This window comes from Dyadobacter sp. CY261 (assembly GCF_021440085.1).
In the GTDB taxonomy this organism is placed as follows: Bacteria; Bacteroidota; Bacteroidia; order Cytophagales; family Spirosomataceae; genus Dyadobacter.
On sequence record NZ_JAKCPW010000018.1, the window covers coordinates 43,687 to 58,841 of the forward strand.

At 55.2% G+C, this 15,155-nt stretch carries 8 protein-coding genes; 7 read left to right on the forward strand and 1 reads right to left on the reverse strand.

The features are described from left to right. The first annotated feature begins 30 nt into the window (after positions 1–30). The 7 genes from LZD49_RS31115 to LZD49_RS31145 are packed head-to-tail and all read left to right on the forward strand — an operon-like array spanning position 31 to position 14,358. Positions 31–3,168: a TonB-dependent receptor gene (locus LZD49_RS31115; protein ID WP_234672008.1), complete on the forward strand. Its 3,138-nt coding sequence runs from the start codon at positions 31–33 to the stop codon at positions 3,166–3,168. 12 nt (positions 3,169–3,180) lie between these two features. Continuing rightward, positions 3,181–4,836 carry a RagB/SusD family nutrient uptake outer membrane protein gene (locus tag LZD49_RS31120; RefSeq protein WP_234672010.1) on the forward strand — a complete coding sequence of 552 codons (1,656 nt, stop codon included), beginning with the start codon at positions 3,181–3,183 and terminating at the stop codon, positions 4,834–4,836. 24 nt (positions 4,837–4,860) lie between these two features. Then, on the forward strand, positions 4,861–7,881 hold the full coding sequence (locus tag LZD49_RS31125; RefSeq protein ID WP_234672012.1) for a TonB-dependent receptor: 3,021 nt from the start codon (positions 4,861–4,863) through the stop codon (positions 7,879–7,881). Positions 7,882–7,902: 21 nt separating this feature from the next. Further along, positions 7,903–9,525, forward strand: a complete 1,623-nt coding sequence (locus tag LZD49_RS31130; protein WP_234672014.1) for a RagB/SusD family nutrient uptake outer membrane protein — start codon at positions 7,903–7,905, stop codon at positions 9,523–9,525. 56 nt (positions 9,526–9,581) lie between these two features. Then, positions 9,582–11,087, forward strand: coding sequence for a hypothetical protein (locus tag LZD49_RS31135; RefSeq protein WP_234672016.1), 1,506 nt, complete (start codon positions 9,582–9,584; stop codon positions 11,085–11,087). 19 nt (positions 11,088–11,106) lie between these two features. Then, complete coding sequence (locus LZD49_RS31140; protein ID WP_234672018.1) at positions 11,107–13,623, forward strand: hypothetical protein; 2,517 nt, start codon at positions 11,107–11,109, stop codon at positions 13,621–13,623. Between the two features lie 27 nt (positions 13,624–13,650). Further along, positions 13,651–14,358 carry an SGNH/GDSL hydrolase family protein gene (locus LZD49_RS31145; RefSeq protein WP_234672020.1) on the forward strand — a complete coding sequence of 236 codons (708 nt, stop codon included), beginning with the start codon at positions 13,651–13,653 and terminating at the stop codon, positions 14,356–14,358. A 42-nt stretch (positions 14,359–14,400) separates the two neighbouring features. On the opposite strand, the gene LZD49_RS31150 is transcribed toward LZD49_RS31145, so the two are convergent. Further along, complete coding sequence (locus LZD49_RS31150) at positions 14,401–15,150, reverse strand: GntR family transcriptional regulator (RefSeq protein ID WP_234672022.1); 750 nt, start codon at positions 15,148–15,150, stop codon at positions 14,401–14,403. Between the last annotated feature and the right edge of the window lie 5 nt (positions 15,151–15,155).

The window sequence follows — 15,155 nt, forward strand, 5'->3', positions numbered from 1 at the left end:
ACTGCTTTAATCAAGTAAATCCGAACCTGTATGAAACACTTTTTATGCAAAAAGCTGCCGCCTTATGTGCGGTGGGCTGTGCTGTGTGTGCTCCTTTTGCCGTGCCGACACCTGCTCGCGCAGTCCGGAGGGCGGGTAACGATCACGGGCACGGTCCTGTCCGGGACCGATAATACGCCGCTGATCGGTGCGACCATCGCCGAAAAAGGCACGACCAACGGCACCACCACGGACGGCAACGGCCAGTACAAGATCACCATCGCCCCTACGAGCGACCTGGTGATCAGCTTCATCGGCTACACGGCCGGGGAAGTGAAGCCGGGCAGCCGCTCGGTGATCGACGTGACCCTGAAAGCGGATATGCAGCAGCTTCAGGATGTGGTGGTGGTGGGTTATGGTACCCAAAAGAAATCGACGCTGACGGGCTCGGTGGCTTCGGTGAAGTCGGAAGAGATTTTGAAAGCACCTACGGCCAATGCCACCAACAGCCTCACCGGCCGGATGCCGGGCGTATTTGTGGTGCAGCGCAGTGGAAAACCGGGCGATAACCAGGCCGATATCTTCATCCGCGGCCGTGCCACCACCGGCGACAGCTCCCCGCTCATCATCGTGGACGGGGCCGAGCGGCAAAGTTTCGGCGACATTGATCCCAACGAGATCGAAACCGTGTCTGTACTGAAAGACGCTTCGGCTACCGCGCTTTTCGGGATCAAGGGTGGTAACGGGGTGATCCTGGTGACGACCAAAGTAGGCAAGGAAGGCAAGCCGCGGATCAGCTATTCGGGGAATGTGGCTTTGCAGACCTACACCAGTTTACCCAAAACCCTGAATGCATTCAATGCCGCCAGCCTGCTCAACGAGGCCAATGCGAACGTAGGCAAAGCTGCCGCGTTCACCGACGTTGAATTGCAGAAGTTCAAAGACCATTCGGACCCCTACAAATACCCGGATTTCAACTGGTTCGACTACATTACCCGCCAATTTTATCCCCAGACCCAGCATAACCTGAATGTATCGGGTGGTACCAAAGTGGCCCGGTACTTTGTGTCGGCTGGTTATCTTTTCGAGGATGGTTTTCTCAAAAAATTCGACAATCCCTACGGCTATTCCACCTCCCCCAATTACAGCCGCTACAACTTCCGCTCCAACCTGGACCTGACTTTGAGCAAGGACCTCACCGTATCGGTAAAACTTGGCGGTCGCCTCGAAGAACGCTATGCACCGGCCGGAGATCCGTTTTATGCCAATGCGGAGATCGAGTACCTGCTGTCGAGGGTGAATGGGATTCCGGCCTACGCCTATCAGCCGTTTTTGCCCGACGGACGCTTCATGGAAAATCCCAATGCAGGCGTGAACCTTACCAATCCGCTTGGCTGGATCTCGCGCCGCGGCTATTACATTCAGCAGAACAATTCCATTGAAAGCACGCTGGCATTGAATTACGACCTGCACCGGCTGCTGAAAGGGCTTTCGTTCCGCACGCAATATGCCTACGACGCCTATTTCATTGCCACCCGCCGCCAGCAGGGCACTTTTACTTCCTATTACATCAACAAACAGACCGACCAGATCGTGAAAGGCAACAGCTCTTTCAGCGACTCGGATACCCCGCTGGGCGCGTTGGTGGCCACTTACGACGGCACCATTGCCTACAACCTGCAATCGAGCCTGAATTACAACAATACTTTCGGGAAGCACACCGTGACTGGCCTGGCATTGTTCCAGCGGCAGGCCCGGCGCGTGATCGGTGCGCAGCCCGCGTATGCCTCGCAGGGACTTGTGGCCCGGGTGACGTACAGCTTTATGGATAAATATTTCGCGGAATTCAACGGGGCTTACAATGGATCGGAAAACTTCGCTTCGGGCAAGCGCTACGGATTTTTTCCGGCGGTATCGGCGGGATGGACGGTGAGTAAGGAGGATTTTATGAAAAATGTTTCCTGGCTGAGCTACCTGAAAATCAGGGGTAGCGCGGGTAAGATCGGGTTTGACAAAATCGGTGGAAACCGCTTTTTGTACCTCGATGAATACTCCCGGAATTCCACGGTGTATACCGGCGGTGCCAACCTTGGGCTCGCAGTGAAACCCAACACTGCCGCCCAATTCGGCCTGCCGACAGCGATTAACACCTACCCGGTGATCACGCATTCGCGCATTGGCAATCCCAACATTACCTGGGAAACGTCCACCAAGCGCAACATCGGCTTCGAGAGCAGTTTCTTCAATGATATGTTCTCCCTGAACTTCGATATTTTTAATGAAACCAGAAAAAACATCCTGCTCAACCGGCAATCGGGTCTCACGACTTATGGAGAGGCTTACCCGAGCCTGAACTATGGCGAGGTGAACAACCACGGTTACGAGATCGAATTGCGGCATTTGCGGCGGGTGGGAAACATCGGGTATGGCATAACGGCCCAGGCGAGTTTTGCGCGGAACAAGGTTATCAACCTCGATGAACCGTTAGGCCGGCCGACTTATCAAAAATCCGCGGGCTACCAGATCGGCCAATACCGGGGCTATGTGACCGACGGCTTTTACCAGTCGCAGGACGATATCAACAGCTACCTGCCCAACCTGCTCGGCAAGCCCATTCCCGGCGATCTTAAATTCAGGGACATCAATAAGGACGGCGTCATTTCTACCGACGACATCACGCCCATCGGCTACTCCAACGTGCCCGAATACACTTACAGCGTGGAACCGACATTCAGCTTCAAGGGCCTCTCCTTTTCGGTGATGTTCCAGGGCGTGGCGCATGTGAGCTCCGACATTCAGTTTGACCAGCGAAACCTGAGCAGCAACCAGATGTACGAAAACATGCTCGGCCGCTGGACGCCCGCTACCGCCCAAACGGCCACCTGGCCCGCGTTGCAACCGGCCGTGGGCGGCAACTTCATGAGCTACGCGACCAACGATTTCCTGCTCACCAATGCCCGTTTTCTCAAAATCCGCAATGCGCAGCTCGCCTACCAGCTGCCCTCCACGCTCGTGAGAAAGGTGGGGGTAAAAGGCATACGCGTCTCGCTATCAGGACAGAACCTCTATACCTGGACGAAAGTGCTCTACCGCGATCCCGAAAACTTCCAGCGCCGTGCGCCGCAGGGACCTTACAACGTGTACCCGACTTCCCGGCTTTACAACCTGGGCCTCAACATCGAGTTCTGAACCAGCCATTTTATGATGATGAAAAAATATCTCCTTTCCCTGTTTGTCGCCTCGCTGGCCATACTGTCGGGCTGTGACGACAAGTTCCTGAACGTGGCCCCCGACGTGGCCCTTGACGAGGCGAAAGTCTTCGGTGACCCGGTGATGGCCGCCCAGTATGCCGACAATGCATACAGCTTCCTACCCGACGATTACCTGCGTTTCAACGAAGGCAACGGCGTGGCCCAGGCTTCCGACGAGGCAGTAGGCATCGATGTCACTAACCCGATGCTCTACACGCTTTCCAAAGGCCTCTACCACGACCATACCGCCTTCACTACATTGGCGATCAACGACATCGGCGGCCAGTACGACCGCCTGTATGCCGGTATCCGCATTGTCAATAAAATGCTTTCCAAAATCGACGAGGTAAAATGGACCGCCGACCAGAACCCGCAGCGCATCAAAGGAGAAATGTATTACCTGCGCGCATTCATGTATTTCGAACTCATCAAACGCTTCGGCGGCGTGGTGCTCATCGATAAGGCTTATTCCGCTACGGACGACATTGACCTGCCCCGCAATAGCTACGACGAGTGCGTCAATTTCATCCAGGCCGACATTGCCCAGGCCGTGTCCCTCCTGCCCATCGAGCACGACGAGGCCAACTACGGCCGCCCGACGATCGGTGCCGCGCGGGCGCTGAAAAGCCGGTTGCTGCTTTACGCGGCCAGCCCCTTGCACAACACTTCCAATGAGCCGGCCAAATGGCAGGCGGCTGCCGATGCGGCCAAAGAGGTGATGGATATGAACAGATACAAGCTGCATCCGCGCTATGAGGAATTGCTTTCGCCAGCGGGAAATGGCACTACGGAGGAGTATATTCTCATCAAGATCAAAAAACCGCGGACCTGGGACTGGGCCATCCTGTCGGTGGTGTCGCCAGGCTCGGGCGGCCGCATTGGCACCTACAATCCGACCCAGAACCATGTGGATTTGTATGAAATGAAGAATGGGCTGCCGATTACAGATCCAAAGTCGGGCTACGACCCGGCGAAACCTTATGCCAACCGCGACCCACGCTTTTACGCCAACATTCTCTACAACGACGCGCCCTGGCAAGAACGGAAAATACAGATGTGGGATGGCGGTGCGGATTACAGTTCCAGCAGCTCTTCCTATACCGCCACCCGGTACTATGCACGTAAAATGTGGCCCGAGGTGTATAAAACGCCCGGCACGCAAACGGCCTTCCTGAACTTTATCTTCTTCCGCTATGGCGAGATTTTACTCAACTACGCGGAAGCCAGAAACGAGGCTTCCGGCCCGGACGCGAGCGTGTACAGCGCCATTAACCAACTCCGGAAGCGTGCAGGCATGCCCGATTTACCCCCTGGTTTGAGTAAAGACCAGATGCGCGCCCGGATCTACAACGAACGGGCCGTGGAACTGGCTTTCGAGGATAACCGCTGGTACGACATCATGCGCTGGAAAAAAGGGAAGGAACTCGTGGCGCAGAAGATGTACGGAATGAATGTGGCGAAGAACGCGGACGGTACATTTACCTACACCAAAGTAGAGCTGGCATCGTCCTTCCAGCGGGTGTATGAAGACCATATGCACCTCTACCCGATCCCGCGCAACGAAGTCCAGAAAAGCAATAAGCTGGTGCAGAACCCCGGCTGGTAAGTCCATCTAAACCTTACGATATCTATGAAAATAATCAATACGATCCGCGGGCTGATGGTGATGCTCGCGGTGCTGGTGGGCCGGGTAATGGCCCAGGATGCCGTACCGGTGGCCGTTTCGGGTATGGTGGAAGATGCCGGCCATCTGCCCGTGGCAGGCGTAAATGTGAGTGTGCAGGAAGGAAAAGTGCAAACCATCTCGGACGAAAAGGGCGCGTTTTCTATTAAGGTTGTGAAGGGGGAAGTGCTGGTTTTTGAAAAAACCGGCTACCTCACTTTTTACCAAAACGTGACCGAAACCAGGCACGCCCTGAAAATCCAGCTACCCAAGGCACTGCCTTATGCCGGTATGGACGACGATGTATACATTCCTTTCGGGGTGCGCAAAAACCGGGAGATCAACGGGTCTGTATCGACGCTGAATGCCAATACACTGCCGCAGATCCCGGCCAGCTCGCTCACCAATCTCTTTGCTGGCCAGCTACCGGGACTGAATGTATGGCAAACCGGCACCCTGCCCGGCCGAGACGAAACCACGATCGTGATCCGCAACCGCACCTCGTTCGCAGGCGCAAACGTGCCCCTCGTGCTCGTGGACGGAGTTGCGCGCGACTTTTCGGATATGGACCTGATCGAGATCGAATCTATTACCGCATTGAAAGACGCAGCCTCATTAGCCTGGTACGGCAACCGCGCCGCTAATGGCGTGCTGCTCATTACCACCCGCCGCGGCAGTGCGGACAAAACGCGGTTTACCTACGATATGCAAATGGGCGCCCAGCAACCCACGGTGCTCATGAAGCCGCTGGATTCGTACAATTTCGCGAGCCTGTACAACCAGGCCCTGAAAAACGACGGCTTCGGCCCGCTCTACACCCAGGAACAGCTCGACGGCTACCGCAGCGGCACGGATGCGTACAAGTATCCCAATAACAACTTCGTGAATGAGTTCCTGAAATCCAGCGCATTCGTGCAGCGGCACGTGCTCACGGCCTCAGGCGGCTCCAAAGCGGTGCGGTACTTTACTAATCTCAGCTTTTTCGATCAGCGCGGCCTGTACGACCATGCTGATTCTCCTTTGTTCAATTCCAATGTGGGCTACCGCCGCTACAACCTCCGCACCAACCTCGACATTCAGGTAACGCCATTGCTCAGCGTGCAGCTGGACATGGGCGGGCGCATTGAGGACAGGCGCGAACCAGGCGGCACCAGCGCTACTTTTCTAAGCACCATCTTCAACACCCCGGCCAACGCATTCCCCCTGCTGAACGAGAACGGCTCCTATGGCGGCAGCAACCTGTTCCGCGCCAACCCGCTCGCGCAGTTACGGGCACAGGGCAACCGGAGCGAGGTCACCCGCGTGCTGCTGGGCACATTGAATGCGACCCACAAACTGGATTTCTGGTTGCCGGGACTCAGTGCCAATGTGTTTTATACCTTTGATATTTCGGGCCGTTATGTAAGCGGCCGCAGCCAGGAGTATGAGGTATACGAAAGATCGGCCAACGGGGCGCTTAGCCGCTTTGGCACATCTACGCCGCTGGGCTATCTTGCCGCCACATTCACCGACAACATCCGCACCAACGAGCTCTGGACCGGCTTCGACTACGACCGTGCATTCGGCAGGCACCAGCTCAAAGCGACCGTTCGCTACCAGCAGGCTGTGACTTTCAACCCTACCCGTCTGCAAGACAAGCGTCAGGGTTTCTCGGGCCGCGTTTCGTACGGTTTCAACAACCGCTACTATGCCGACGTGGTGGCTAGCTACACCGGCTCGGATAACTATATGCCGGGCAAGCAGTTCGGCTTTTTCCCGGCAGTGGCCGCTGGCTGGGTAATTTCCGAGGAATCGTTTTTAAGCCATATAAAACCCATTAATTACCTCAAATTGCGCGCCTCGTATGGCAAAGCGGGTAACAATGCAACGGGTGAGGCAGGCAAGTTTCCGTATGCCTACCTGTTCAGTCCGGCGAATGGCAGCTATGCATTCGGAACCAGTTTTGCGGCTCAGGCCGGGGCTTCTGAGAATACATTGCCCAATCCCGATATTACCTGGGAATCGGCATATAAGACAGATATCGGTTTGGATGCGCGGCTGTTTAAAAACACCATTACCGTCTATGCCAATTACTTTAATGAGTTAAGGAAAAACATCCTGACTGCGCCCATTAACCCGTCGATCCTCGGCTTGGCAACCTACCGCGTTAATGATGGCGAAACACGTTTACGAGGTTTTGAAGGCTCCATTGATTTTACCAAAACACTCGGAGAGGTCACCTTATCATTGGGAGGCAATTACACTTTGGCCAAAAACAAGATCCTGCGCATTAACGAATCGGCCGGCTTGCTGGACTACCAGAAACAGGCGGGCCACAACATTGCGGGTGTGACCGATTACGGCAAACTGATGCTCATTTCTGAGGGCATTTTCCAGACGCAGGCCGAGATCGACCAAAGCCCCGCGCAGCGTTTCGCGGGCAAGCTCCAACCCGGCGACATCAAATACAAGGACGTGAATGGCGACAATGTGATCGACAATTACGACCGCGTGATGACCGATTTCAACGACACGCCCAATGCGTACTACGGTTTCCATATCGGCGCGCGTTACCGTGCATTCGACTTTTCACTGGTGGGGCAGGGCGTGACCGGGCGTACGATTCAGATCCGGTCGCTTGTGACGGCAGGGTCGAATAATACGGGGTATATCAACCAGTTCAGCCCGCAGGCGTGGACGCAGGACGACCCTACGGCTCCCTACCCGAGGCTTGGTATTTCCGACCGGGGCAACAATACGGCGGACTCGGATTTCTGGCTGCGGTCGGGCGATTACCTGCGGATCAAGTCGGTGGAGCTGGGGTATACTGTCCCGCAAAGCATTTCCGACAAGCTGCGTATCAGGAGTTTAAGGGTGTACGCCAATGGGTTCAATCTTTTGAATTTTAATAAAACCCACATGGATATCGACCCTGAAATGCCTTTCGCAGGCTATAACTCCTACCCGTACCTCCGCACGATCACGGCGGGCATCAACCTTAAATTCTGACCATTCATTTTTTCGATAACCATGAAAAGGTACCAAACCATTATCCCCTTGATCCTCGCCGTGCTCGTGAGCGCATGCAAGGAATCGCGGTTCCTGGAATTTCCCTACTACGACGGCCCGGTGACCGAAGACCAGTTCTGGAACCTCAATGCATCGGCCCGTGGCCAGCTCAACCGCGGCTACAATTTCCTACAGGAAGGCTATAACCGGTACAGCGGGGCCATGCTTGCCGCCGGTTCCGACGAGGCCGTGAACTCGAACCTTAATTCGGACATCAACATTTTCAATAACGGAACGTGGAGCTCGCTGCGGACGCTGGACGATAGCTATGCGACCAATTACAATGGCCTGCGGCAGGTGAACCTCTTCCTCGAAAACGCTTACCGCGCCAACATCATCCCGCTCACCGACGTCCCCAGGCTCCGTGCCGAGGCCTTTTTCCTCCGCGCGTTCTTCCATTTCGAGCTTTGGAAACGCTACGGCGGCGTGATCATCGCCGATCATGTTTTTAACCAATCCGACAACCTCGACCTGCCCCGCAACACGCCGGAAGAAACCCTGGCGCAAATCCTGAAAGACTGCGACTCGGCCGCCGTAAACCTACCCCTCTCGCCCGTCCAATACGGTGCCGGCGACAAGGGCCGCGCCACCAAAGCCGCCGCAATCGCATTAAAGTCGAGGGCGTTGCTTTATGCCGCCAGCCCGCTCAACAATGCGAACGGCGACATTACCCTGTGGCAAAAAGCCGCCGCCACTGCTAAGGAGCTGATCGACACCAAAGCCCATAGTCTGCTCGCGAATTATGCCGACGTTTTCAATTTCTCGACGGCTGCCTACAATGCGGAAGTGATCTTCGCCACCGCCGCCAACCTGCGCAACGATATCGAAACCAACAATGCCCCCATCAGTTACAATGGCGCGTTGGGCCTCACCAACCCCACGCAGGAGCTGGTGGATGCCTATGAAATGAAGAACGGCGTTCCTATTGACGATCCGCAGTCGGGCTACGACCCGGCCAATCCCTACAAGGACCGCGATCCGCGTTTTGCCTTATCGGTGATTTACAATGGTTCGAATTTCAAAGGCACGGAAGTGAACACGATGGCGGGCGGCAAGGATGGCCTGGGCGTGAGTGTGAATGCGACTAAAACCGGCTACTACATGCGCAAATTTCTCAGCGAAGCCGCGAGCTGGAACCAGACCACCAACGCGACCGTGCGCCGCCCGTGGGTAGTTTTCAGGTATGCCGAAATCCTGCTCAACTACGCCGAAGCCCAGAACGAAGCCGCTGGTCCGGATGCGAGCGTGCATGATGCTGTCAACCAGATACGCAAGCGCGCAGGCATGCCCGATCTGCCGCAAGGATTGTCGAAAGAACAGATGCGCGCCCGCATCCGCAATGAGCGGCGGGTGGAGCTGGCTTTCGAAGAACACCGTTTTTTTGATGTACGAAGATGGAAAACGGGGGAAAAAGACTTCGCCGCACCGGTATCGGGGATGCGGATATCTACGAATGGCACCAACGCGGTCTACGAGCGCTTCATAGTAGCCCTGCGGGTGTTCAACGAACGGATGTACCGCTACCCGATCCCGCAAGGCGAGATCAATAATACGACCAAACTCATGCAGAATCCGGGATATTGACCGTGGTAAATGCTTTTTGAAATATCTGCATTTGACAAATGAAAAACAGTGCACGCATGGGCAAGCAAATAAAGATGATCGTGTTCTGGATCGCGGGCATGGCCGGGGCGGTGGCTTACAGCAGCTTCACCGCGCCACCGGTGTTGCCCGAAACCAGGCTGGAAGTTTACAACGACTCGGTGATGACCAGCGATTTCCGGGGCGTCAATGCGGTGTACCACGGCTTTACATTCATGGACGATCCCGGCGTAAAACCGATGACCGACGCCGACCGGAAAGCCGAATTCGCCCGCGTGAAAGCGATGGACCTGAAAATCGCCCGTACCTGGTACCGCCCCGATTGGGCCTGCGGCGACAATTTGTACAACGATTTCAACTGGCAAACCCCGCGCATGCAGGCATTTTACGCCTGGCTCGACCAGATGAAGGCCCTGCATGTGGATGTGGCCTTACAGGCAGGCTGGTGGTTTACCCGGGACACCTACCACAACACCCGCGTTCCCGCCGAACAGGCCACGCCCGATCCGGAAAAAGACCCGGCGCGGTTTGCAGAATGGGTGAATGCATCCCTTCACCAGCTCATTGAGGTGAAGGGATATACCAACATCAAGTACCTCGTGCTGTTCACCGAACCGCTCAACTACCGCTCGGGTAATCAGCCGGAAGGCGTGAGTTCGCCGGATTACTACAATCAGGTTTGCACCGCCATTCATCAACGGCTCCGGCAATCGGGGCTGCGGGAGGCGGTGAAGTTGGTCGGACCCAACAGCGGGAGTACCGACACGGCAGCATTTGTGGGATGGAGCGCGGGGAAAATGAATAGGGTGATCGACATTTACAGCTGGCATAGCTACAACGGCAGACAGTCGGGTACTAATCCGCCGCTGGAATACGAAGGCTGGAAGCAGATTGCATTGGCCGGAAAGGTGAAGATTGCGCACACCGGAAAGCCTTTTTGGATCGACGAGTATGGCGCGAGCAAGCCAACAGAGGAAGTGCGTTTCCGGCCGGATTATGGCAACTACCTCGCGCAATGCGTGGCCGCATTCACCTACGCAGGCGCGCAAACTTCGCTGCTATGGATACTTTTTGATCAGAAATATCCGTCCTCCAAAGTGACCAACAAAGACAGTTTTTACAACGGCGTGCACCGCTGGGGGCTCGTGCGGTCACCGCAGGATGACGTGCCGCATGCTGGTACGCCCTACCCTGCCTGGTATGCATTCAGTATGATGAGCAAATACCTGGGCGGGCGCGACGGTACGGCTGCATTCAAAACGCTTTCAGCGGATAGCCTTTATGTGATGGCGACGGGGCCGTCCGGTAAGGAAACTTCCGTGATGGTCGTGAATGCCTCGCATGCCGCGCGGAAGTTTACCGTGGGTTTTTCGAAACCCGTGCACGCCGGCATGAGCCGTTGCCTGTACGATCCCGCGCATATTACCGAGGTAGGCGAGCGTGCCATTTTGCCATTTGACAAATATTTTAATACAATCAAAAACAGCCTGGAAGACGAGCTGCCACCAAGGGGCGTCGCCATTTACACCACCATCAAACCGTAGCTGACCTGATCCTTTTACCATGAAAATAAAGCTCGCATTAACCTGCCTGAGCCTGTTTACCGGCCTTTCGCTTTCCGCCCAAAACAAACTGGGCACTGTAAAAGGGAAGAATTTCAACAACATTACGTTGGAAGTTTCGCTGAAACCATTCAAAAAGAACGACAAGGCCTATATCCGCGAAGTGGCCAGGGAAATGTTCGTGCAATGGTCGTCGATGCTGCGGCATGCGGACACGGTGTCGGTAATGCTCTGGACGAGCGACGGCTCCGAAATTCTCGACTACAAAGGCACGCCTGGCCAGCCGCTGGAATGGGCGCGGTATATGGGCAACCCCAACACCGGCCACGCCGTGAACTCCGGACCAAAAGAATTGTCCATCCATGAGCGGGCTTACCTCTACCTCGAAAACCCGCCCGCATTCACCTACGGCGACCTGCAATTCATCGTACAGACTTTGAAAGAGGAAGGTCGCAAGGCCACCGGTAAGCCCGTGCTCATCGGCGAGACCTTTGATCCCGGCCCTGAGTTCGCGCGGTCGGATTTTAAATACAAAAAACACCGCGAGATCCTTGGGGGAAGCGCGATGGGACATAATACGATGGTGAGCTGCTATTCGGTGCTCAATGCGGACACAGAGCCGTATGCGGGTTTTCCCAAAGGCATTCCCGCCAATACGCCTTTCGGGACGTTCCTGGGCAGGCAAAGCAAACATTTCCTGAGGGATATGGGGTTTGATTTTCTGTGGCTAAGCAATGGGTTTGGTTATGGAGTGGAAGGCTGGTCGTCCACCGGGGCGATCTTTGACGGCAAGGATTTCGATCAGGCCAAACTGGCGGATACGAAGGACAAGATCGCCGGTTTCTGGAAATACTTCCGGGCCGAAAACCCCGATGTGCAGATCCAGACCCGCGGTACCAACCTTTCCGCCGGCACCGACCTGGCCCGAGATGGCGTGAACCTGCAAGCCATTTACCGTGATAAGAACATGCTCCCGCCCCCTAACTCCCCCTGGGCTGCCCTGGACGGCGATTTCGGACTGGAAATGGTGGGATATATGTCGAGAATGGCCGAGCTGCCCGACGAGCGCTTCCTTTTCCGCTTCTATACGCACGACCCGTGGTGGCTCAATAGCCCCTGGCTCGACCGCTATGGCCGCGAGGCACATGATATTTACCTCCCGCTCTCGGTGAGCCGCATTAATGCCAAAGGAGAGGTAAAAATCCCTTCGCACCTGAGCTTTCTCAGCATCGACGACGCCCACGGCGACATGCCCACGCAGGTACCCGACGAGGTCACCCCGCATATCCTGAAAGCCCGCTACGACGCCCCTACCGCACCGGGGCCGCTGGTGTGGGTGTACCCGTTCGAAGAATACCACCGTTGGGCGTTCGCCTATAAGGACCGCCTCCCCGAGATCTATTACGGCGACTGGCTCATCCGGCAGGCGATCAACAATGGTTTTCCCCTGAATACCGTCGTTTCCACCAGTTCATTCCAAAGTGTAATCAAAAGTAAACCGGGCTTTTTCAAAGAATCCATCCTCGTAAGCGTGGTGCCGGATGCGGATTCTCCATTGGAAAAGACACTGATCAGTTTTGTCAAAAATGGGGGTAAATTAATGGTGTACGGCCCGGCAGGCCATGCGGGAAAGGCATTCCTTGAATTCCTGAACCTGAAAAACGGGACGCCGCTGGAAGGGGAATTCAAAGTATCGGGCCAGTATGAGGGCGACCGGCTGACGACCGCTTACCCGGATGTGGTGCGGCATGAAGCATTGTTTTCGGGCGGCGGCATTGCTACGAGCCTCGCCAATGCGGGTGATCAAAATACCCGCCTCATCGCGCGTATGACCCAGGCGGACCAGGCGCGTGACGTGTGCTGGGCGCGCACGGGCGACGACTGGCATGGCGGAAAAGTGGTGTACATCCGCGGCACGAATTCCAGCAAGTTCAATGGCGGCAAGCTACTGCACCCGGACAATCCTTCCAGATTCTTCACCGGCCCGTTGCTGATGCGCTACGCATTGGCCGCATTCGATATGCATTGCGTGATTGCAAAGGAAAACCCGGCTGTAAAAAGTCCTGTACTGACCATCGCACGAAGCAACAATGCATTTATTTTCTCGGGTTACCATCCCAACAGCACCATTACCGACCGGTTCAAGTTCCCGCAGGGAGCGCCTTTGTTGCTCGGATTGGAAACGAAGCTGGACACCGGGCATTCGGTGTACAAACTGCCTACGTCCTGGAACCGCGAATGCCGGATCTTCGTGCAGCAAACCGATGGCATTGTATCCTACAAGGAGCTGCATTCGGGGGTGAAGGACATCGACAAGCGCTTCGAGGTGAGCGGGTTGCAGGACGCCACCGTTCGGATCTATGCGCCCGAACACATTAGTATAGAAAAGTTCGAGGCTTATATCAATGGGGCTTATCCTTGGAAAACGGGCAAGATCCAGGTCAGCGAAGGCGATCCGAAGCTGGGCAGGCATTTTGTGGCCGAACACGTGACAGGTACGTTGACTGTCGCGTGGTAATGCATTTTATTTGAAACAATACTGATTATGAAACATCTGAAACTTTACTGCATTGCATTGCTTGCATTTTTTGCCGGAGCCAAAACCCGGGCACAAGTTGCCGACAGCAGCCAATATCTGCAAAAATTAAAACAGGAGCTGGCCACTGAATGGCCCAAAAGCCGAACGATTAATGTAGTTTTTCACGGCCATTCGGTGCCGGCAGGATATTGGGAAAACCATGAGGTGCATACTTTGGAATCGTACCCTAACCTTTTCCTGAAAGCATTGAAAGCGAAGTATCCGTATGCCGTGGTGAATGTGATCGTGACGGCCATTGGCGGCGAAAATGCGATCAGCGGGCAGGCCCGTTTTGAAAAAGATGTGTTGCCGCACAAGCCCGACCTGCTTTTCATCGATTACGCATTGAACGACCGCTTTTCGCCTTTGGATAAAGTGAAAGATTCATGGGCCAAAATGATCGAAACCGCCCAGGCCAAAGACATTCCCGTGATCCTGCTCACCCCCTCCCCCGACCAGCGCATCAACATCGCCGACCCGGCCAACCCGCTCGACCCCTACGTGGTACAGATCCGCGAGCTGGCAAGACAGTATAAAACCGGCCTGGCCGATCCCTATGTGGTGTTTCAGCAATTGGTCAAAGACGGGAAATTGAAAGAAGTGATGGCCTCCGTGAACCATCCGAACGAAATGGGTCATAGGGTGATTGTGAATCGCATTCTACCCTATTTCTGAAAGTTTGAATGCAAACGCCGATGATATGAGGAAAGCGAACTTTCAGTCGTCCTGGTAATCGGGGTTGGCGCTGATGGCGAACTTGTATTTATCACCCCGGTAAAACGACCGTTCGATCTCCACCACCTGGCCGTCCTTACAGATCACGGCGCTGTCGAGGATAAACATCGCGGTGGCGCTGTCGAGCTCGAAATTGTCCATTTCCGATCCGGGCTGGACGATTTCGGTGCTTAATGTCTGCTTCACTTCGTCGATGCGCAGGTGATAGGTGGTTTCGTAAATTTTGAAATAGGAAATTTCCGTGGGCATACGGTTAATCTTCGGGCAAAGCGGGAGAGAAATGTACTTGATCTCGTCCTTGATGATCTCGTTGTCGGCGTAGCGCAGCTGGTGCACTTTCAGCACGGGGCCGCCGATGATAAAATGCTTACCGCCTATTTCTGACGAAACGCCGTCATCGAGCACCGTTTTTTCCAGCACCACATTATGCGGCTCGAAACCTTCGGCAAGAAGGCTTTCGTGGAACCCCCGGCGGGTGGCATTGATGGAACCCAGCGTGCGGATGAGGTGGTGGCCTACCGTGCGGTTCAACACAAATGTGCCCTTGCCTTTGATGCGCCTGGCCCAGCCCTGGTTTTCGATTTCCAGCAGACTTTTGCGGGCCGTCGTGTTGCTGATCCGGTAGGTTTTGATCAAGTCGTTTTCCGACGGGACCTTGTCGCCGGGCTGTAATTCCCCGGTTTTGATCCTTTCGATAATCTCTTCACTGATACTGACAAACTTCGGTTTCATCGGCG